The sequence below is a fragment of the Agrobacterium sp. LMR679 genome (assembly GCF_027157905.1).
GTDB classification, from domain to species: domain Bacteria; phylum Pseudomonadota; class Alphaproteobacteria; order Rhizobiales; family Rhizobiaceae; genus Agrobacterium; species Agrobacterium leguminum.
On record NZ_JAPVOJ010000001.1, the window covers coordinates 1287779 to 1307810 of the forward strand.

Annotated in this window: 17 protein-coding genes and 1 pseudogene; 6 read left to right on the plus strand and 12 right to left on the minus strand. The window is 59.3% G+C overall.

Features of this window, described 5'->3' with window-relative positions:
• Positions 1-2: 2 nt before the first annotated feature.
• Both O3W47_RS05900 and O3W47_RS05905 read left to right on the plus strand, forming a co-directional pair.
• Positions 3-161: a hypothetical protein gene (locus O3W47_RS05900; protein WP_162936798.1), complete on the plus strand. Its 159-nt coding sequence runs from the start codon at positions 3-5 to the stop codon at positions 159-161.
• 15 nt (positions 162-176) lie between these two features.
• A pseudogene (locus O3W47_RS05905) lies at positions 177-1630 on the plus strand (glutamate synthase subunit beta).
• Between the two features lie 83 nt (positions 1631-1713).
• Here O3W47_RS05905 and O3W47_RS05910 read toward each other — a convergent pair.
• The 4 genes from O3W47_RS05910 to O3W47_RS05925 all read right to left on the minus strand — a co-directional run bounded on the left by O3W47_RS05910 (position 1714) and on the right by O3W47_RS05925 (position 6512).
• Positions 1714-3069 carry a sensor histidine kinase gene (locus O3W47_RS05910; RefSeq protein WP_269313223.1) on the minus strand — a complete coding sequence of 452 codons (1356 nt, stop codon included), beginning with the start codon at positions 3067-3069 and terminating at the stop codon, positions 1714-1716.
• The gene (locus O3W47_RS05915) at positions 3066-3740 is read right to left on the minus strand and encodes a response regulator transcription factor (protein WP_003519552.1); all 675 of its coding nucleotides are present in this window, start codon (positions 3738-3740) and stop codon (positions 3066-3068) included. Before O3W47_RS05915 ends, O3W47_RS05910 begins: the two co-directional genes overlap by 4 nt.
• A gap of 247 nt (positions 3741-3987) precedes the next feature.
• Positions 3988-5223 carry an SGNH/GDSL hydrolase family protein gene (locus O3W47_RS05920; protein WP_269313224.1) on the minus strand — a complete coding sequence of 412 codons (1236 nt, stop codon included), beginning with the start codon at positions 5221-5223 and terminating at the stop codon, positions 3988-3990.
• A 65-nt stretch (positions 5224-5288) separates the two neighbouring features.
• On the minus strand, positions 5289-6512 hold the full coding sequence (locus O3W47_RS05925) for a lytic murein transglycosylase (protein ID WP_003519550.1): 1224 nt from the start codon (positions 6510-6512) through the stop codon (positions 5289-5291).
• A gap of 195 nt (positions 6513-6707) precedes the next feature.
• On the opposite strand from O3W47_RS05925, the gene galU reads away from it, so the two are divergent.
• Entirely contained in the window at positions 6708-7595 is an 888-nt protein-coding gene (gene galU, locus O3W47_RS05930; RefSeq protein ID WP_137005041.1) for a UTP--glucose-1-phosphate uridylyltransferase GalU, read from the plus strand.
• Between the two features lie 59 nt (positions 7596-7654).
• Here the strand turns inward: galU and uppP are convergent, their stop codons facing one another.
• On the minus strand, positions 7655-9154 hold the full coding sequence (gene uppP, locus O3W47_RS05935) for a polysaccharide biosynthesis protein UppP (protein WP_174024338.1): 1500 nt from the start codon (positions 9152-9154) through the stop codon (positions 7655-7657).
• 420 nt (positions 9155-9574) lie between these two features.
• Here uppP and O3W47_RS05940 point away from each other — a divergent pair, with 420 nt between their 5' ends.
• Positions 9575-9940: a PAS domain-containing protein gene (locus tag O3W47_RS05940; RefSeq protein WP_080819538.1), complete on the plus strand. Its 366-nt coding sequence runs from the start codon at positions 9575-9577 to the stop codon at positions 9938-9940.
• Between the two features lie 112 nt (positions 9941-10052).
• Positions 10053-11048 carry a KpsF/GutQ family sugar-phosphate isomerase gene (locus O3W47_RS05945; protein ID WP_003519544.1) on the plus strand — a complete coding sequence of 332 codons (996 nt, stop codon included), beginning with the start codon at positions 10053-10055 and terminating at the stop codon, positions 11046-11048.
• Positions 11049-11082: 34 nt separating this feature from the next.
• Here the strand turns inward: O3W47_RS05945 and O3W47_RS05950 are convergent, their stop codons facing one another.
• The 6 genes from O3W47_RS05950 to O3W47_RS05975 all read right to left on the minus strand — a co-directional run bounded on the left by O3W47_RS05950 (position 11083) and on the right by O3W47_RS05975 (position 18157).
• Positions 11083-11547 carry an NfeD family protein gene (locus tag O3W47_RS05950; RefSeq protein WP_031233584.1) on the minus strand — a complete coding sequence of 155 codons (465 nt, stop codon included), beginning with the start codon at positions 11545-11547 and terminating at the stop codon, positions 11083-11085.
• Between the two features lie 2 nt (positions 11548-11549).
• Complete coding sequence (locus tag O3W47_RS05955) at positions 11550-12599, minus strand: SPFH domain-containing protein (protein WP_269313718.1); 1050 nt, start codon at positions 12597-12599, stop codon at positions 11550-11552.
• A 57-nt stretch (positions 12600-12656) separates the two neighbouring features.
• Positions 12657-13691: a ferrochelatase gene (hemH, locus tag O3W47_RS05960; protein WP_137453621.1), complete on the minus strand. Its 1035-nt coding sequence runs from the start codon at positions 13689-13691 to the stop codon at positions 12657-12659.
• A 354-nt stretch (positions 13692-14045) separates the two neighbouring features.
• Positions 14046-15971 carry a 5'-nucleotidase C-terminal domain-containing protein gene (locus tag O3W47_RS05965; protein WP_269313225.1) on the minus strand — a complete coding sequence of 642 codons (1926 nt, stop codon included), beginning with the start codon at positions 15969-15971 and terminating at the stop codon, positions 14046-14048.
• A 216-nt stretch (positions 15972-16187) separates the two neighbouring features.
• Positions 16188-16562: an outer membrane lipoprotein Omp10 gene (gene omp10, locus O3W47_RS05970; protein WP_003497694.1), complete on the minus strand. Its 375-nt coding sequence runs from the start codon at positions 16560-16562 to the stop codon at positions 16188-16190.
• 149 nt (positions 16563-16711) lie between these two features.
• Positions 16712-18157, minus strand: coding sequence for a homospermidine synthase (locus O3W47_RS05975; protein WP_127755546.1), 1446 nt, complete (start codon positions 18155-18157; stop codon positions 16712-16714).
• A gap of 258 nt (positions 18158-18415) precedes the next feature.
• On the opposite strand from O3W47_RS05975, the gene O3W47_RS05980 reads away from it, so the two are divergent.
• Positions 18416-19324 (plus strand): GGDEF domain-containing protein, encoded by a 909-nt coding sequence (locus O3W47_RS05980; RefSeq protein WP_269313226.1) that lies wholly within the window; start codon positions 18416-18418, stop codon positions 19322-19324.
• Here O3W47_RS05980 and O3W47_RS05985 read toward each other — a convergent pair.
• The gene (locus O3W47_RS05985; protein WP_269313227.1) at positions 19321-19956 is read right to left on the minus strand and encodes an aminotransferase class IV family protein; all 636 of its coding nucleotides are present in this window, start codon (positions 19954-19956) and stop codon (positions 19321-19323) included. The two genes, O3W47_RS05980 and O3W47_RS05985, sit on opposite strands and share 4 nt — an antisense overlap.
• Positions 19957-20032 lie beyond the last annotated feature (76 nt).

Genomic DNA, 20032 nt, shown 5'->3' on the forward strand with positions numbered 1-20032 from the left:
GCGTGAGGATACTACAGCAACTGGTCTCGCTGATGATCGCGGTCGCCGTTCCCACGGCGATCACCTGGACGAGCGGCGAGACCGGATTTGAGTTCATCGTGCTGGGGGCGGCTTTTGGTTTCGCTTACTGGTACTGGGGCCCGACAGGCGCTCCGCTTTGACGTGAGGACATAAACGTGGGCAAGGTTACAGGTTTTCTGGAGATCGACCGGCAGGTGGGCAAGTATCAGCCCGCATCGGATCGTATCCGCCATTTCCGCGAATTCACCATTCCGATGTCGGATGCCGAGGTGCAGAAGCAGGCGGCGCGCTGCATGGATTGCGGCATTCCCTACTGTCATGGCCCGACGGGCTGTCCCGTGCACAACCAGATCCCTGACTGGAACGATCTGGTCTATAACAACAACTGGGAAGAGGCGATCCGCAACCTCCATTCCACCAACAACTTCCCGGAATTTACCGGTCGCGTCTGTCCCGCGCCCTGTGAGGAGGCTTGCACGCTGAACCTCGAGGATGCGCCGGTCGCCATCAAGACCGTGGAACAGGCGATTGCCGACAAGGCCTATGAGCTGGGCTTCATCGTGCCGAAGCCGGCGACGATCCACACCGGCAGACGAGTCGCCATCATCGGTTCTGGTCCTTCGGGCATGGCGGCTGCGCAGCAGCTCGCCGCGCCCGCCACGAGGTTCATGTCTATGAGCGCGAATCCAAGCCCGGCGGCCTGCTGCGTTACGGCATCCCGGACTTCAAGATGGAGAAGAACTTCATCGACCGCCGTGTCGAGCAGATCAAGGGTGAAGGCGTCACCTTCCATTGCGGCGTCAATGTCGGCGTCGATGTGACGGTCGAGGCGCTTCTCGCCGCCCACGATGCCGTGCTTTATTGCGGCGGTTCGGAAACCCCGCGCCCGGCCGGTATCGGTGGCGCCGATCTGCATGGCGTCTACGATGCCATGCCCTATCTCGTGCAGCAGAACCGCCGCGTCGGTCGCGAAAATATCGACAGCGTCGGCTGGCCGGCCGATCCGATTCTTGCCGGCGGCAAGCATGTCGTCGTTGTCGGCGGCGGCGATACCGCATCTGACTGCGTCGGTACGGCTTTCCGTCAGGGTGCGGTGAAGGTCACACAGCTCGACATCCGCCCGATGCCGCCGGAAAAGGAAGACAAGCTGGCGGTCTGGCCCTTCTGGGCGACCAAGATGCGCACCTCGTCCTCGCAGGCCGAAGGCGCCATCCGCGAGTTCCAGGTGGCGACGCTCGAATTCGTTGGCGAAGACGGCGTGTTGACTGGCGTGAAGTGCTGTCAGGTGGATGACCGCCGCAAGCCGATTGCCGGCACGGAATTCATCATCAAGGCCGATCTCGCCTTCATCGCCATCGGCTTTTCCGGTCCCTTCACGGACAGCGTGCTGAAGGAAATGGACGGCAAGCTGACGCTCAACACTGACCGTCGCGGCTCCACCAATGTGATCGCCAACGAAACGGACTACAAGACCTCGGTCGACAAGCTGTGGGCGGCGGGCGACGTGCGCCGTGGCCAGTCGCTGGTGGTCTGGGCAATCCGCGAAGGCCGTCAGGCGGCGCGTGCGATCGATGAAGCGCTGATGGGTGCGACCGTTCTTCCGCGCTAAGCACCGACGATAATACGAACCGGAAAGGCCTGTTGCAAACACAACAGGCCTTTTCTTTTGGCTGCAAAATGAGGGCTTTTTCTTCAGCAATAGGGAAGGGTGATACGAAAGCAGGCGCCACCGGTGGAAGCATCGCTGATGGTAATCTCCCCGCCGTGATAGCGGACGATTTCCTGCACGAGGTTGAGCCCGAGCCCGGTGCCGCGATCTTTCGGCCGCAGGCGGTGGAAGGCATCGAAAACCAGTTCCCGGTCCTCTTCGGGAATGCCATTGCCTTCGTCGGCTATCTCAATTACCCGGTTTGCCGCCACCCTTATCGTGATCGTGCCGCGATTGCCGCCATGTTCGATGGCGTTTTGCACGATGTTCATCAGGGCGCGCTGCAACGAAGCGTCGTCGGCAAGGGCGAGGATAGGCTCTTCCTCCGGTTCGAAGGACAGCGCATATCCCTGTGATATGGCGAGCGGGGCCATATCGGCGACGACCGATCTGCACAGGGTGACAAGATCAAGTGGGACCAGAGGGGCCTTTTGCCCGCCAAGGCGCTGCAAATCGAGCAATTGTTCGGCCAGCACGGCGATACGGCTGGCATCCGCCAATATTCTGCTGCGGGCCGGGCCGTCCAGCAAGGTTTCCACCCGGGTCTGGAGAATGGCGACGGGGGTTCGCAATTCATGGGCGGCATCGAGAATGAAGCGCTTGTGCCGTTCGTAGCCATCGTCCAGCCGCTTCAACGCGCCGTTGACGGCATGGACGAGCGGCTGCACCTCCCGTGGAATATCGCCATCCGGCAATCGGTATCCGCGTCTGTCGATATCGATGGTTTCCGCCGTGCGAGCGATGGTGGAAAGGGCGCGAAATTCCCTGCGGATGATCCAGGGGATGGTCACGACTGTCACGATGGACATGAGAATGAGGACAGGCATGATCAATATGTTCGAGAACATCAGAACGGGGAAGGTCATGCTGAACGGCCCGCCTTTGCCGATCATGACGAATTCTCCCGCCGGTCCCGAAGCACGGCGCACGACGGCGATGCGTACCACGGCGAGGTAGGAATAGGACAGCGCCGCGTCGCGCACGTCGGAGACCCTGATGTCGCTCAGTTGCTGATCCATGTTGCTGAATGCCTCGGGCACCTGCCCGCCCTGCACGATCTCACCTTTTTCGCTGACCGCGACGAACCAGAAATCGGAGGTATTGCTGCGCAGGTTGATGAATTCGGGTGTTTCTTTGAGAACCAGCCGATTGTCCTCATTCCTTATGATCGCGTTGGCGGTTATCTGGGCAGCCTCCGGGCTGAGCAGCGCGCTGCCTGCGCCGCCGCTCGACATATAGGTGACAATGGCGGCGGTGACGAAGAACAGGCTGCCGATCTGGAACAGCAGCAGTTGAATGGTGAGCCGGCGCTTGAGCGATTTTCTTCTGGCCAGCCTCACGAGGTTGCCCTCAGCAGATAACCGACGCCGCGAATGCCGTGGACCTCAAGGCCCGCATCCGCGGCCGCCAATTTGCGGCGCAAGCGGGAAATATGGGAATCGAGTGCATTGGACTGGATTTCATCGTCGAAATTATAAACGGCTTCCTCAAGCAATGAGCGCAGCACCGTTCTGCCCTGTCGCCGCAACAGGGCTTCGAGGATCAGCAGTTCGCGTCTCGTCAGCGGAAGGAATTCACCCTTGATACGCACTTCGCGGGTTTCGAAGCAGAATTCCAGCCTGCCCAGTTTTGCCGTCATCGTCACGGCGCCGGCCGGCCGGCGCATCAGGGCGCGGATGCGCGCAAGCAGTTCCTCGACCGCGAATGGCTTGGCCAGATAATCGTCCGCACCGAGGTTCAGGCCATTCACCCGATCCACAAGCGCGCCCTGCGCCGTCAGCACGATGACGGGCGGGGTGACGGGCAGGAGCCGCAAATCTTCGATAAGCTGGATGCCGTCACCATCTGGCAACTGCCGGTCGAGCACGACAAGGTCGTGGACGCCGTCCATGATGGCGTGACGGGCAAGATCGAGCGTGCCGACCGTATCCACGATAATATCGAACCGGTGGAGCGCGGCGGACAGGGCTGCTGCCATTTCGCGTTCGTCTTCAACAAGCAGCAGGCGCATGAATTCATCTCGGTATTGTCCGGCGTACCTTCCGGAAAGGGGCGCGGCGAAAGGCGAAAAACGACGGCGTCGCTGACGCTACGAACAAGCGAGGCGTCGCCGTCAAATAGATGTCGCCGTGCAAAAAGGGGAACGGGGGTGGTGGATGGCCAACCCCGCATTCCTGCAAAGCTGTACCTATCCTGTCATGTGGGGATTGCCTAAACATTACGCCCGCTGCGGGGCGGTCAGGCCGCTGCGAAAGCGCTTATTGTTTTGCCTGCGTGGTATCGGGCGCCACACGATAGTCATCGATGCGGCCTGCCGGTGCATCGGCCATCTCGCCCCGCTTGGTCAACCTCTCGCGTGGCGATTCCACCACGGGTACGCGTGTCGGTCCGGCGGCCAAAGGGGCATCGCCCAGCAGCTTGTCGCCGCCATCGAGATTGGGATCGGTGAGACTGATAGGCTGGGTGCGCACCTGCCCGGCATCGATGCCAAGTGCAGGCAGGGAGGTGAGCGCCGGCAGATTGCTGCCGTCCAGTTTCACGAGGTCCGGCCCAGCGCTATCGAGGTGCCGGCGCACGAATTTTTCGACGTAGAATGCGAGCTTTCGTTTACCGGCCTGGGTCATGCCGATGCCATCAGCCTCACGCAGGCGCGCCTGCTGGCCGTTCATGTCGTAACCGGTGATGACGAATTTTCCCGCCTCATCGACGAAACCGTCCCATACGTCCACGAATTCGCCGCCATATTTCTCGACATGGCTGCGATAAAGCCGGTTGAAACCGACGAGATCAGCCGAAAGCGACGGCGACTGGAAGGCGGGCAGGCCAACCCACAAGAGCGGCACCTTTTGGCGTCCGGCAAGGGCCAGAAGCTCGTCGATCCGCCGCTCATATTCCTTGAACCAGACCTCTGTGCCGAATTTTTCCCTGATATCGCCGATCTGCATCTGCTGGCGATCGTTCGATCCCATCATGATGACGATGGTGGCCGGTTTGGTCTCGTTGATGAATTGCGGCAGGTTGGTGAACCAATCATAATAATCGGTACGGACGAGGCCGGAAGAACCATTGGCACGCACATCGACGGCGATTGCAGGCGAACTGGCGAAGGCATTGACCAGTTCTTCCCCCATGCCGCCGGCAAGAAAATCGCCGATAACCAGAACGCGCCGCGCATTTTCAAGCTTGGCGGCAGGCTCCGGCTTTGCGGTCCGCATCTGCACCACCGAGGGCGCTTTTCTGGCGGGTTGCGGGCGGGTGACCGATCTTTCACGGGGAGCAGACGGAAAGTCGCGGCGGTTGCGGGGCTGGTATTCGCGCCCGGATCCGCCTTCGCGGCCTACCGGCCTGCCAAAGAGCATTTCAAACAGGGTGCGCCGTTGCTCCTGAGCGAAGCTTTCGGAAGGAACGAGCGGCACGGCAAGAACGGCGGAAAGAAGGACGGCGCAGAAACGCCAGCCGATTCTTCCGTTTTTTTCCGCAGGTTTCCTACTCATGACATCGACCCTTCCGGATATTTCGGCGGCGTTTCTTAACAGCCGCCGAATTCGCCGGCACATTATCAGTTGCGAAGGGCTCTCAGCAACCGCTGCGACGGCTGGCCGTCAGTTTCCATACCCATGCGCGACTGGATGGCGCTGATGGCGGCTTTCGAGCCGGAACCGAAGTTCCCATCGACTTCGCCGTCATAATAGCCGAGTTCTTTCATGCGGGTCTGCAGCTCGAATTTTTCACGAATGTCCAGCGTCCCATCGGGGCGCGGCCATTTCTGCTGCATGCCGCCATAACCGGCGATCTCATCCGCAAGCAGGCCGACGGCGAGCGCATAGCTGTCGGAGGCGTTGTATTTCTTGATGGTGAAGAAGTTCTTCATCATCAGGAAGCCGGGGCCGTTTGCCCCGCCCTGCAATTTCAGCATGGCGCGATCGGAGCCACGCGTGAAGTTCTTGCCGTTCGGGCGGGCGAAGCCGAGCTTCGTCCATTCCGCAATGGTCTTCGTCTGCCCTTCATAACGGGCGCCGCCACGCGGAACGGCGGTTTCATAACCCCAGGTCCGGCCCGGCTCCCAGCCGTTCTTGGAAAGAAGATTGGCAGCAGTTGCCAGCGCGTCCGGAACGGAGTGCCAGATGTCGCGCTTGCCGTTGCCATCCGCATCCACCGCATAAAGCAGGTAGCTGGTGGGAATGAACTGGGTGTGACCCATCGCGCCCGCCCAGGAGCCTGTCAGCTGTTTCGGCGTGACATCGCCCGCCTGGAGAATCTTCAGAGCGGCGATCAATTGCGTGCGCGCGAATTTGGCGCGTTTGGGATCGGAATAGGCGAGCGTTGCCAGCGCCTGCGGGATGTTGTGCAGCCGCTCCGGTTTTTCGAGAACCGCGCCGTAATTCGATTCCATCGACCAGATAGCGAGAATGATATGCTTGTCGACGTTGAAGTTACGCTCGATCCAGTTGAGGGTCGTCGCGTGTTTCATCTTCATCTCGCGGCCGATCCGCACCGTATACGGATTGACGCGGGAATCGAGATAATCCCAGATCTGCGTGGTGAATTCCGGCTGGAAGGTGGCCTTGCGCAGCGCATCCGGATCAGGCTCGCTGACACCGGCAAAGGCCTTCTGATAGGTCGCCTTGCTAATGCCTTCTTTCGCGGCTGTTGCATAAAACTGGTTGATCCACTGACGGAATCCCTGATCGGCGCGGGCTGAAACGGGCGCCAGCGAGATTGCCAGGCCTGCAACCACCATGCAGCCGAATTTGCGGACATCTGAAAGGATCATCTTTGTCATCGTCTGTCTTTCGTTCTCTCGAATGTCATTTCGATTGCGAAAACGCATCGGGCGTCATCATGGATAACAAAAGAACGTCAACAAATTCTTTACCATTAATAGATGGTAGCGTCACCCTTTACAAAACGTTGTTATTTTTGAAATAACAACAGCGTGCGGGGATTGTGATCAAGTTTTATCTCTCAGGAGGGATATGTGGTAGAACAGAAGAAAATTCGGAAGGCCGTATTTCCGGTCGCAGGTCTCGGCACGCGTTTCCTGCCCGCAACCAAGGCGGTTCCGAAAGAAATGCTCACTGTCGTCGACAAGCCGGTCATTCAATACGTCGTCGATGAGGCGGCGGAAGCGGGCATTGAGCATTTTGTATTTGTCACCGGCCGCGGCAAGGCGGTGATCGAAGATTATTTTGATATTCAATTTGAACTTGAACAGATGCTGCGCGAGCGCAACAAGAATGCCGAGCTGACATTGCTGGCCGGCCTTCTGCCCAAGGCGGGCACCGCGAGCTTCACGCGCCAGCAGGTGCCGCTCGGTCTTGGCCATGCGGTCTGGTGCGCCCGTGATATCGTCGGCGACGAGCCTTTCGCGGTGCTCTTGCCCGATATGATCATGCATTCGCAGAAAAGCTGCCTGAAGGGCATGGTCGAACTTTACGACCAGACCCAGGGCAACGTCATCGCGGTGCAGGAATGCGCTCCCGACCAGACGCATAAATATGGCATCGTCGGTGTGGGTGATGCCGTGGGTGAAGGTTTCAAGATCACTGAAATGGTCGAAAAGCCTGCCAAGGGTACGGCGCCGTCGAATTTCTACATCAACGGCCGTTATATTCTTCAGCCCGAGATTTTCGACATTCTCGAAAATCAGGAGCGTGGCGCCGGCAACGAAATCCAGCTGACGGACGGCATGCTGACGCTTGCCAGGTCGCAGCAGTTCTCCGGCTATCATTTCCGCGGCCAGACCTTCGACTGCGGCGCCAAGGATGGTTTCATCCTTGCCAACGTCGCCTTCGCGCTGGAGCGTGGCGATATTCGCCCTGCGATCGAAGAGCCGATCAAGGCGCTGATCGACGGGTTGAAGTAATCTATCAGAACAGAAACGGGATCCCGGCCTTCGCGCCGGGATTTCTTTTTGGCCGAAACCTATCGCTTGAGGACAAGTCCTGCGCCGACGCGCAGCTCACTGCTGTCATAAACCGGTGTCCACTGGTAGCTGACGTCCGCCGTCAGGTCGAGATAGCGGTTCAGTCCCCAGGTCAGGCCAGCACCTGCGGTATATTCCACGGCATTTTCCATGTCGGAAGAGGGGAATGTGCGATGCACGATCTGTCCCGTCAGGCGGGCAACGAGGTTGCTGCGCAATTCGTGGGTCAGGCCGGCATCCAGCCGATAGGAAATCCAGCCACCCTGCGGTCCGCCGGCAAAGTCCTCTATCGTCGTGCGCAGGCCGAGATTGACATTGGTGCCGCGCTGGGGTGACCAGTTGAGTTCGCCATCCAGCGTCAATGCGCCGATCGAGGCGAGGCGATCGTCGTCATATTGCTTGCGCAAATAACCGATGGCGGCCTCGCCGCGTGTCTTCTCGCCAAGATCGACTTCCGCGCCGACCTTTGCCCCATAGGCATTGGAGGAGCGGGCATAGCCCGAATTGTCGAGACGCCTGTCATATTTGGTCGTGCCGGCATTCAGTTCGAGGAAGGGGATGAGCGCCGGCGACAATTCATAGCCGATGCGTCCGCGCAGGTTCGCGCCGTTCTGATCGCGGTCACTGAGGCTGATCGGCCGGCCGTCGACGCCTTTCGCATCCGTATAGACCGTGCGCGACAGATCGAGCGCCGCCAGACCGCGCAACTTGCCGAAATCCCGCTCTATCGACGCGCTGCTGGTGAAGCGGTGTTCGCCGCCCTGCACGGCAGCGCCGGTGAGAGCATTGGGGTCCGTCGTGTCCTCGCGGCTGAATTCGTAACCGGCCTTGAGATTGGCCGTCGTTTCTTCGCCGAGATCAAGGCGCAGATCGGCCTCTATCCTGGCCCGGGGTTCTTCGCCGTCCTTGTCGCTGCCGAAATTTCTCTCCCAGGCGCCGTCGCCGGTCACCGTCAAAGCGTGACGGGACCAGTCGCTGGTGAGCGTACCGCGTATGCCCGTCGTCAGATAATTGCGCCTGGAAGGACCGCCGGTATTCGTCTGCTTTTCCGTATTGATCGTCTGGCTGATTGAAGGCCGTAGCAGGAATGTGCCTAGCCGGATGCCGGGCGTCTGGCCGGGTTCGGTCGCTATCCGGGGATTTTCGCCCCCGTCCACTGTCGGCTCATAGGGGTTTTCGGCCTCGGCATAGGGTTGGCCCGCGTCGTCCTGCTGTTCGTAAATCGGATCGCCGGGATTGTTGGAGGGACGCCACAGTTGCGGTGCGGGCGTGGGCGTAGCTGTGGCCGGGACAGTGCCAGTGCTCACCCTACTGTCCGTCGCCGGTATGGAGGAAGCTGCTCCGTCGGCGGCAGAAGCGGCGCCTGGCAAGACGGGTATGGCTGTCGTTGCAGTCTGCGCGAAGGCGTTTCCCTGCGGGTAAAAAATCGTGCAGGCGAGCAGCAGGGTTGCTGCTTTCCGCGACGTCGGCAGACGTGTGGCGGTGCCCTTCACATTCATTCCTTTTCACCCGGCGAGTTTGGCCGATGCCGGATCGAAGGACCACCAAGACATCTCCTCAGGCCCGATGAGTGGCAGGCTGATGAAATGACATGAAGAAACCAGGGACCAGACAGGCGACGCAAGTTTTAACATCGCTTTAACAATAGGTTCTTTATGGTTAACAGTTGATAAAGATCGCCGGGATTTCAGTGTTATGGCAGGCGAGGAAAAAGCCGCGACATCCATCGCTGAATCGGGCGGCTCGATTTCACTCACCTCGATTACTGGAGAAGAATAGTCATAAATGCAAAAAAATTCTAATATGAGAAGATTAAAACGTTTCAATTTGGCACGGAATCGCCCTATAGTTTATAGGGGCTGATCTTCTATTGCTCAGCAAGTGGTATTGAATTTTATTTTGTGTGACAGCGTCGTTTCATGAATCCCGTTTTGAACGCCAAGCAGGTCGGTTTTTATTGTTGGGATATTACCAATGACCGTTTCTATCTAGACGAAGTATGTGCTGAACTCTTCGGGATTCCATTGCGGCAGGCGATGCAGGGCATCAGCATTTTTCAGATGCTTGAAAAAGTCGACCTGGATCACCGAAACCGTGTGATCGAAACGGCTTTGATTACCCTGAAGGCCGCGAGTTTTTATAATCAGGAATATGCCGTGCGCCGCAGCGACGGCTCGGTCTCATGGGTGAGGACGCTCGGGCGATATCTGGTCGACGAGGAAAACATCCCTTTCAAGCGGCTTGGAACGATGGAGGAGATTTCTCCGCCGGACCGGCGTCATTGATGACATGCCGTTGTACCCACACCGTTGAGCATTTTCGGGCGACATCTACTAAAACCCGGTGCCTGTCGGCTCGAGAGTGGACTTATTCCGGCTGAAAGAGTAACAGTCGGCCATGATTACGCGCGCCGTCAAACTGGTCGAAGACAATGCCATCGAATCCGCCGTGCGGACGATTTCGATGGAGCGGGCTGGCCTTGCCGCCCTTGAGGATGCTCTGAGGAACGGTCTTTCCGACCCCTTCTGCAAGGCGATTGAGACCATCGGCCAGTCGAATGGCCGCCTTATCATTACCGGGGTGGGTAAAAGCGGCCACATAGGCGCGAAGCTTGCCGCCACCTTCGCCTCCACCGGGACGCCTGCCTTTTTTGTGCATGCGGCGGAGGCAAATCACGGCGATCTCGGCATGATCGGCGGCGATGATGTGGTGCTGGCCATTTCCAAGGGCGGCGAAAGCGCGGAACTGCGCAGCATCATCAACTATTCGCGCCGTTTCTCCATTCCGCTGATCGCGCTCACCTGTTCGGAAAATTCATCGCTGGCACAGGCTTCCGATATCGTGCTGCTGGTTCCCAATGAACAGGAAGCCTGCCCGCTCGGCCTTGCGCCCACGACCTCTACGTTGATGCAGCTTGCGCTGGGCGATGCCCTTGCCGTTGCGCTGCTGGAGGCGCGCAATTTCACCGCGGGCGATTTCAAGGTGTTTCATCCCGGCGGCAAACTGGGGGCGAGCCTGACGCTGGTCAGCGATATCATGCATACCGGCGATCGTGTGCCGCTGGTCAACAAGGGAACGGCCATGCCGGAAGCGGTAGGGGTTCTCTCCCGCAAGCATTTCGGCTGCGTCGGCATTCTGGACGAGGATGGCCGCCTGTGCGGCATCGTCACCGAGGGCGATATGGCGCGCAACCTGTCGCGCAACCTCGCCGAGATGACGGTCGACGATATCATGACGCGCACGCCGAAGACCGTCAAAAAATCGGTGCTGGCGACCAGCGCACTGGCGACGCTGGAAAAATTCCACATTGGCGCGCTGATTGTCATCGATGACGACAACCGGCCCATAGGGCTGGTGCATTTCCACGATCTCTTGAGAATTGGCGTGGCTTGAAGCCACCGCCGATCCTGACAAAGCTGATCAAAACCTATCGATCTAACGGCTCGATTGTCAGCGTTCGTCCGCGTGCGGAAGCGATCCTCACCCGGGTGCCGGCCGGCAGGTCTTCGCCGTTGACCGGCCACCAGGTATCGTCCAGCCTGATCCGGCCACGCCCTTCGACAATCGGTTCCTGAAGGGTCGCGGTGCGGCCGACAAGGCTTGCCTCTCGCTGGTTGAGGAAGGGCTCGTCGCTCGCCGCCCGGTTCCTGCCGAAATACTTGCGGCCGAGCAGGGCAAAGACGACCGAGAGCGCGGCAAACAGTACCAGCTGCAATTGCCAGGCCCAGAATGCCGCATCCCATAAAAGCAGCGAGACCGCGCCGATAACCAGCGCGGCGAGGCCGATCCAGATCAGGAACACGCCGGGAGCGATGAGTTCGGCGGCCAGAAGCACGAAGGCGACGATCCACCAGCTCCATGGTCCCAGCTCAGTGGCAAGCCGTTGCAGCATCATCACTTCTCCGACGAGGAACCGAAGGGATTGCCGGGGATCGTGACGTTGATGCTCTGGCCGGAAGGCCGCGTCGGCGGCACGGAGCGGGACGGTGTGGAGGCGGCAGGCGCAGTCGGCGCATCGCCGCTGTCGCCGAAAACCTCTTTCGCAATCGTGCCGATGCCGCCGAGGGAGCCGATCAGCGCCGAAGCCTCCATCGGCATCAGCACGATCTTGGAATTCTTCGCCGTGCCGATCTCCGCCAGAGCCTCGGTATATTTCTGGGCGACGAAATAGTTGATGGCGTGGACATTGCCGGCGGCGATGGCTTCCGAGACCATGCGGGTTGCGTTGGCCTCGGCCTCGGCCAGACGCTCACGCGCCTCGGCATCGCGGAATGCAGCTTCGCGCTGGCCTTCCGCCTCCAGAATGGCGGATTGCTTTGCGCCTTCCGCGCGCAGAATCTGGGCATTGCGGGCGCCTTCGGCTTCCAGCACCTGCGCGCGTTTTTCGCGCTCGGCCTTCATCTGCCGCGCCATGGAATCGACGAGATCCTTCGGCGGCGCGATGTCCTTGATTTCGATGCGGGTGACCTTGATGCCCCATGGTCCCACCGCCTCGTCCACCACGCGCAGCAGTCGATCGTTGATGGCGTCGCGGTTCGACAGCAATTCGTCGAGGTCCATCGATCCCATCACCGAACGGATATTGGTCATGGTGAGGTTTTCGATGGCCATTTCCAGATTGGCGATCTGGTAAGCGGCCTGCGCGGCATTGAGGACCTGATAGAAGGTGACGGCGTCGGCGGAGACGCTGGCATTGTCGCGGGTGATGACTTCCTGTGTCGGTATATGAAGGACCTGCTCCATCACGTTCATTTTCGAACCGATGGTTTCAAAGAACGGCACGATGAGGTTCAGGCCCGGCTCGAGCGTGCGGGTGTAGCGCCCGAACCGTTCAACCGTGTAGCGATGCCCCTGCGGCACGGTCTTGATGCCGGCAAACAGCACCAGAATAACGAGAACCACCGCTGCCATGACGACGATGTCGAAACCGCCCAATGCAATCATCACTTTTCCTCCTGATCAGAACCGTCCGGGTTTTACCCCGGCATCGTTATGGCAAGATTACACCCATCCTTGCAACTCCCGCCGCACAACCTTTTCGAGAACATTCATGCCCTCGGCGCTGTCGTTCAGGCAGGGAATATGGGTAAATTTCTCTCCGCCATTATGCAGGAAAATCTCGCCCGCTTCACCGGCGATTTCTTCCAGTGTCTCAAGACAATCCGAGACGAAGCCGGGATTCATCACGGCGATGCGCTTGATGCCTTCCGACGCCAGCTTTTCCACGGTCTTGTCGGTATAGGGCTGCAACCATTCTTCCGGCCCGAAACGGGACTGGAAGGTGATCATGAAATTTTTCCCTGTCCGTCCCAGCGCCTCGCGCAGCAGACGGGCGGTTTTCTGGCAGTGGCAATAATAGGGATCGCCCTTTTTGAAATAGGATTGCGGAATGCCGTGGAAAGAGGTGATCAGCATCTCCGGTTCCCAGTCCAGCGTCGCCAGATGGTTTTTGACGGAGGCGGCGAGCGCTTCGATATAGGCCGGATCGTCGTGATAGGGCGGTACGGTGCGGATGGCGGGCTGCCAGCGCAGCTTCATCAGATGCTCGAAAGCCTTGTCGTTCACGGTTGCCGTCGTCGATGCGGCATATTGCGGGTAAAGCGGGAAAAGCAGGATTTTTTCGCAACCCTGTTCCTTCAGCGCGTCGATCTTCGAGGCGATGGAGGGCTGGCCGTAACGCATGCCCCAGTCGACCGCGACATTGGGCAGGTCCTTCAGCGCTTCCGCCAGCAGTTCTCCCTGGCTGCGAGTATAGGTGCGCAGATAGCTTTCATTGCGCTCGTGGTTCCAGATTTCCTCATAGGCCTTGCCGACTTTCTGCGGGCGCTTGTTGAGGACAATGCCGTAAAGGATCGGATACCAGTAGAGACGCGACCATTCGATTACCCGCTTGTCGCTCAAGAATTCCGCCAGATAACGGCGCATCGGCCAATAGTCCGTACCGTCAGGCGTGCCGAGGTTGACGAGCAGGACGCCGACCTTGCCAAATGCCGTGCGGGGATGGTTTGCGGGGAGTGCGGATAGTTCTGTCGCCATGAATGACACCCTGAAACTCGGACTGGTTGGATGAGGAGCGGTTCCGTTTCGGACAAGGGCGGAAACGCTCCATCTTCTGTTTATGCGCGCCGAACGCAAACCGCGACGGGGTTGGGCCGGCAATGCCCGAGCTATACGCTCGTGCCGTCAATTTGTTCACGTGTTCTAGACGAAATTTTTCAGGATTAAACCACCGGCGGAGGCTATTTCCGGGGCGGAGGGAGCCGCAGGATGCCCTTTGCCAAAATTTGATCTGTAAGGATTTGTTTTCAAAAGGAAAATAAGAAGCCGGCCCCGATCTCCGAAGGCCGGCTTCCTGTCTGCGGCAAATTGCCCTGTCTGCTCCCGTCCGGCTTATTGAGCCGGCAGTTCCAGCTCCTCGCCAATCTCGATGTGGTTCGGATGCTTCAGCGTGTTTGCCTTGGCAATCCTGCTCCAGAGAGCGCCGTCGCCATATTTCTCTGCTGCGATCTTCCAGAGAGAGTCGCCCTTTTCAACGACATATTTGCTGGCGGCAGCAGCGGCTGCGGCAGGCGTCGTCGTGGCCGGAGCCGTGGCGGCCGGTGCTGTGGCAGCAGGTGCTGCGGGAGCCGGTGCGGCGGCCGGCGCAGGTGCGGTTGCGGCCGGCGCGGGTGCCGCAGGCTTTGCAGGAGCGACATAACCGGCAGGCGTCACTTCGCTGATGCGGCCATCCGTGTAGGGCTTATAGGGGCTGTTGGCGGTGATATAGGCCGCAACGGCTTCCTCGAGGTTGGGGCCGAAGTCATAGGCGTTGATGGCCTTGGTCGCAAAGACCTTGAAGCCGTCGCCGCCGGTACGAACGTAATTATTGGCCGCGACAATATAGGTCTTGGCGGGATCGACAGGCACGAAGGCGTCGCCTTCCTTGACCTCGACCGAAACGACACGGCCGCCGGCCGGCTTCGAGCGGTCGAAGGAATATTTCAGGCCGGAGACCTGCATGAAACGACCTGCGCCGTCGTCGATCTGGCTGACGCCGTTTTCGAGGGCGGCGCGAATATCCTCGCCCTTCAGCTGGAAGGTCGCGACGGTGTTCTGGAACGGCAGAACCGTCAGCACTTCACCCATTGAGACATCGCCGGCATCGATGGAGGAACGCAGGCCGCCGCTATTGGCGAAAGCGATGGTCACGCCCTGATCCTTGACGCGCGCCAGTGTCGCATCGGCCACCAGATTGCCCATGGAGCATTCCTTCACGCGGCAAACCTTGCGGTCTCCCTCGATCGGGCCTTCCGACGAGCCGACGACCTTCGATTTCAGAGCCTCGATCGGCGCCTTCAGCTCATCGATGCGTTTCAGCGTGGCTTCATCCGGCTTGAAAGAGGAGTCGATCAGGATGGGATCGCCCTTGCTTTCCTTGACCACGCCGCTGTCGTCGAAGACCACTTTGAGGTCGCCCAGATATTTGCTGTACTGCCCGGCCTGAACGACCGGAACCTTGTAGCCGCCGGGATTGTCGACGAGGGTCGGATAGGGGCCTTCGGCCTTCTGGTCGGTGTTGGAAAGCAGCGTATGTGTGTGGCCGCCGACCACGACGTCGACGTCGGGGATTTTGGCGATGAATTCGAGATCGCGCGGATAGCCGACATGGGTGAGGGCGATGATCTTGTCGACGCCGTCCTGCTTCAGCTTCTGCACCTGCTCGCTGATTTTCGCGACATCTTCGGCGATGGTGATATTGGGACCGGGCGTTGCCAGTTCCGCCGTATCGTTGGCGACCGCGCCGACGATGCCGATTTTCTGTCCGCCGACTTCGAGCACGATGGACGGCTTGACGCGGTCGCCGATTTTCGAGGCGGCGGTGGCCACCACATTGGCGGTCACGACGGGGAACTGCACCTTGTCGAGGAAGCCGGCAAGTCCGTCCTCGCTGTCGTCGAACTCATGATTGCCGACGGTCATGGCGTCGAACTTCATGGCGTTCAGCACTTCCGCTTCCACCGTGCCCTTGTAGGTGGTGTAGAACAGCGATCCCTGGAAATTGTCGCCGGCATTGAGCAGCAGAACGTTCTTTCCTTCAGCCTTCAGGGCATCACGGGTCTGATTGATTGCGGTCAGAAGGCGGGCGGCGCCGCCGAAGCATTCGTTTTTGCCTTCTTCTTCCGCCGAGCAGGTCGAGTCGAACTTGTTGATCGATTCGATACGGGAGTGAAAATCGTTGATGTGAAGAATGTTGAGCTCGTAATCGGCCAGAGCCGCTCCGGCGGAAAGCGTTATCGCCGAAACGCTCAGCATGCCCAGTCCCAAAATTTTCTTCATGGTCCCTCTCTCCTGTTCAAAGCGGAAGCCCGGGCGGGTCGATCATCCTCCGGCCGTGCTCATTTTCTAATCTGAAAACATGTCAGTCTTTCAAAGCGCGATGTTTCCATTTAGCGGCAATCGCCGCAAGCGAAATTATGACAGGCGCACAATAAACAAAAACGCACGCCCGAGGCGTGCGTTCCAGAAGATCATCCCCTTGAAAAGGTGATGTTATCAGCCTTGGCGCGTCAGCGAGAACTGACTGTTCGTGTCTGTCGTGCAGTTCAATTGTGATGGGGAGACGAGGGCGCAGTTGACGCGCGACTGCGTGTTGCGCACCAGCGAGGTCATGTTGATTTCGTAAAGCGTCGGCGAAATCGTCACATAGGTGCCGGAGGCCAGAAGCGTGTTGGTGTCGGTCGAACGGGTGGAGAAGGCGCCGTTCTGGAACGTCGATACGATGCCGTTGCGGTCGATCCAGCGACCGTCGACGGCCGGGCCGCGGGCAAGCGAAGGCGCCATCGAGGTCTGCTGGGAGGGACCCGGCGCGACACATGAAGACACCGCGATGGCGGCTGAAAGCAAAGCAGCGCTTGTCTTGAAGTTCATGAGCCTGTTCTCCTGCGATTCGATGAAACCTTCTGTGCTTCGACCATGCCGCGAAGCGTTGCTTATTTCAAGGCAACGTTGTTCGCTCTCCCCGGTTCCTGATGTCGTGCAGGAAAGCCCCGGCGTGACAAATATGAGACTCCGTCCAATCAGCGCACGAGGATGTTGCGAAACTGCCAGGGATCGGACGTATCGATATTGTCGGGAAAAAGGCCGGGGCGACCATCGGTCGGCTTCCAGTCGGTGTAATGTCCCTCGACGGGTCCGAGATAGGGGCGCTGCACCTCGAGGCAACGGCGGTAATCCATTTCATCGGCCTCGACGATGCCGGCCTGCGGATTCTCAATCGCCCACACCATGCCCGCGAGCACAGCGGAGCTGACCTGCAATCCGGTCGCATTCTGGCTGGGGGCAAGCGAACGCGCCTCCTGCAGGGTGAGCCGCGAACCATACCAATAGGCGTTCTTGTCATGACCGTAGAGCAGGACACCCAGCTCGTCGGCGCCGTCGACAAGTTCGTCTTCGCCAAGCACGTGCTGGATCGGCTGGGGGTTACCGCCATTGCCGAACAGCTCATGCAGGGACAAGATGGCGTCGTTGCAGGGGTGATAGGCATAATGGCAGGTGGGCCGATAGGTCACATCGCCATCATCGTTTCGGACAGTGAAATAGTCAGAAATCGAAATCGCTTCATTATGGGTGACAAGAAACCCATATTGCGGCCCAAGCCCCGGGCACCAGGTGCGCACCCGCGTATTGGCGCCGGGCTGGTCGAGATAGATCGCCGCCTTGCTTCCCTTTTTCTGCTTTTTCGCGTTTTTCGGCATCCAGTTTTCATGCGTTCCCCAGCCGAGTTCGGCAGGCTGAAAACCTTCCGCGATAAAACCTTCGACCGACCATGTGTTCCAGAAAGCGCCGAAGGGTTTCGGCTCTTTCGCCCGTTGGGTATCGCGCTCGGCCACATGCACGCCCTTGACGCCAAGCCGCTTCATCAAGTTTGCCCAGCCTTCCCGGTCATGCGGCTGCGGCTCCTCGATGTCGAGGCCGGTATCCTTGGCGAGATTGACGAGTGCCTGTTTCACGAACCAGGACACCATGCCCGGATTGGCGCCGCAGGTGGAAACCGCAGTCGTGCCGCCGGGCTTTCGCGCCCTTTCCTTCAACATGGTCTCGCGCAGCGAATAGTTGGTTCGGGCCGCATTGTCGGCATCGGCGTCGAAATAAAAGCCGGGCCAGGGTTCGACGACGGTGTCGATGTAAAGCATGCCATGCTTGCGACAGATCCGCATCAGATCGACGGAGGCCGCATCGACCGAAAGATTGACGCAGAAGCCCTGACCCTGCACGCCCTTGAGGAGCGGCTTGAGAATCTCCCGGTAATTTTCCTTGGTCAGATGCGTCTGGATATGGCGGATGTTCCTCTCGGCCAGAAAGGCGGCGATGTCTTCGCGCGGGTCGATGACGACGAGCCGGGTCCTGTCGAAATTGAAATGACGTTCGATCAACGGAAGAGTACCGCGCCCGATGGAGCCGAAGCCGATCATGATGATGGGGCCGTCAATATCGCCGTAAATCGGGTGGTTTGCGTCCGTCATTCGTCAATTTTCCTTTTTCAGCCAATAAGTAAGCTAGATCACAAAAGCGTGCCACAATAAAGGGCAGGTGGATGACGGACATATGACGATGGCGACGGCAAGGCGGTCGCGCGCACCCTTTCCACCGCATTCTGCCTCTTCGCATTTTAGAGAGTGCGTTTATAATTAAGTTCTTCTTTTCCTCTCTATGTCCAAAGGCTTGGGGGCTTTGGCCGGATGACGACGGGGGAATTTTCGCCATCACGGGGGAGTTGCCTGTTGAATAATCTTATCGAGCGTGTCGCAGCGCTTCAGAGTACCACCCCCGTTCTTATTGCTCTTTACGATTCCGAGGACCGGTTGCGCCATGCCAATCCGTCGTTTCGGGAAAGCTTTCAGCTCGCCGCCGGCGATTTCCCGACCTGGGCGGATATCATGCGGCTGAACCACCGGTTGCGCACCGGTGTCGTCGTCCGCAACAATGATTTCGAGGGATGGCTGCTTTCGGCGCAGTCCCGGCGCGGCAAGCTGCCTTACCGCGCCTTTGAGATGGATATGCATGACGGCCGCTGGTTCTGGATGACGGAAACGGTGCAGCAGGATGGCTGGATGCTGTGCGTTGCAAGCGACGTCACCGAATTGCGCCAGGGTTACAGAACGCTGCGGCAGGACCGGGATCTGGCAGTCCGCGCCTCGCAGACGGATGAATTGACGGGAACGGCAAATCGCCGTTTCGTCTTCGCCAAGCTGGCTTTGCAGGTGGAACGGGTTGCCAGGGAGCTTGAGGCGCCCTTTTGCCTGTGCACGCTCGATATCGATTTCTTCAAGCAGATCAACGATCGTTTCGGTCATAAATGCGGGGATGCGGTGCTTCGCGATTTCGTCGGCATCGCCCATTCCGTCATCCGGCGGGTGGATTGTTTCGGCAGGATTGGCGGCGAGGAATTCATGCTCATCCTGCCGCGCAGCACGGTGGCCGAGGGCCGGGAGATCGTCGAACGACTGCTGCAGAAGGTGCGTCTTTCGAGGCCGCTCTCCGAGTTCCCGGATTTTTCCTATAGCTGCTCGGCCGGGCTGACGGTCTATCGCGCGCCAGAAAGCGCCGACGATGTTTTCATGCGGGCCGATCAAGCTCTTTATGCGGCCAAGGAAAAAGGCCGCGACCGGCTTCTGGCGGTGACTGTTTAGACGAGTTCCGCCGCAATCAACCCATGCAGCGAATTGCCGACGAAGAGTTTCCGGCCGGCAATGTCTTCCGGTTTCAGCGCCTGTCCGCGTGCCCTGCGTTCGCGGATCAGATCGGCGCGCAGCACACCCGGCAGAATGCCGCTGTCGAGCGGCGGCGTCAGCAATTGCCCATCCGGCATTTCGACGAAAATGCTGGTCGACGATCCCTCGCACAACTCGCCGCGCTCGTTGAGCAGCAGCACCTCGTCGGCCTCCCCGGCTGAAAATTCGGCCCGGGCGGCATCATAGGGCTCGCGGCGTGAGGACTTGTGGCGATAGAAGGTATCGGAGGAGTCGAGCGTGGTTTGCCGGGCGATGCGAACCCGCCAGACGGCATCCTGCCGCAAGGGCTGGAAGTCGGCGGTTTCGATGTCGAGTTCGCCCTTGTAGTTCATCACCAGCCTGACGCAGAGCGGCTTTTCGCCGCCCACCTTCTTTTCCAGCACCTGAACCGCATTGACCGGCGCGCGAAAACCGAGCGCGTCGGCGGAGCGCAGCAATCGGCGCATATGCTGGTCGATGCGCTGAAAGCCGGTCTGCGGCTCCCAGCGCAGGGTTTCCCTCAAGGTCAGATCGGCGGGTTTGCGTTTCATTGCCTGTGCTCGTCGCCTGAATTGTTGCCGGTGTCTTCTGCCGGCAATATCAACCGGCAAAGCTTGTCCGAAATAG

Bases quoted from the DNA above. Each gene is read 5' to 3' on its own strand.
- O3W47_RS05975 (WP_127755546.1), bottom strand. From the start codon at position 18,157: ATGACGGACGCAAACCACCCGATTTACGGCGATATTGACGGCCCCATC.
- O3W47_RS05965 (WP_269313225.1), bottom strand. From the start codon at position 15,971: ATGAAGAAAATTTTGGGACTGGGCATGCTGAGCGTTTCGGCGATAACG.
- O3W47_RS05920 (WP_269313224.1), bottom strand. From the start codon at position 5,223: ATGAGTAGGAAACCTGCGGAAAAAAACGGAAGAATCGGCTGGCGTTTC.
- O3W47_RS05950 (WP_031233584.1), bottom strand. From the start codon at position 11,547: ATGCTGCAACGGCTTGCCACTGAGCTGGGACCATGGAGCTGGTGGATC.
- hemH (WP_137453621.1), bottom strand. From the start codon at position 13,691: ATGGCGACAGAACTATCCGCACTCCCCGCAAACCATCCCCGCACGGCA.
- O3W47_RS05925 (WP_003519550.1), bottom strand. From the start codon at position 6,512: ATGACAAAGATGATCCTTTCAGATGTCCGCAAATTCGGCTGCATGGTG.
- O3W47_RS05945 (WP_003519544.1), top strand. From the start codon at position 10,053: ATGATTACGCGCGCCGTCAAACTGGTCGAAGACAATGCCATCGAATCC.
- O3W47_RS05915 (WP_003519552.1), bottom strand. From the start codon at position 3,740: ATGCGCCTGCTGCTTGTTGAAGACGAACGCGAAATGGCAGCAGCCCTG.
- O3W47_RS05940 (WP_080819538.1), top strand. From the start codon at position 9,575: ATGAATCCCGTTTTGAACGCCAAGCAGGTCGGTTTTTATTGTTGGGAT.
- O3W47_RS05985 (WP_269313227.1), bottom strand. From the start codon at position 19,956: ATGAAACGCAAACCCGCCGATCTGACCTTGAGGGAAACCCTGCGCTGG.
- uppP (WP_174024338.1), bottom strand. From the start codon at position 9,154: ATGAATGTGAAGGGCACCGCCACACGTCTGCCGACGTCGCGGAAAGCA.
- O3W47_RS05955 (WP_269313718.1), bottom strand. From the start codon at position 12,599: ATGATTGCATTGGGCGGTTTCGACATCGTCGTCATGGCAGCGGTGGTT.
- omp10 (WP_003497694.1), bottom strand. From the start codon at position 16,562: ATGAACTTCAAGACAAGCGCTGCTTTGCTTTCAGCCGCCATCGCGGTG.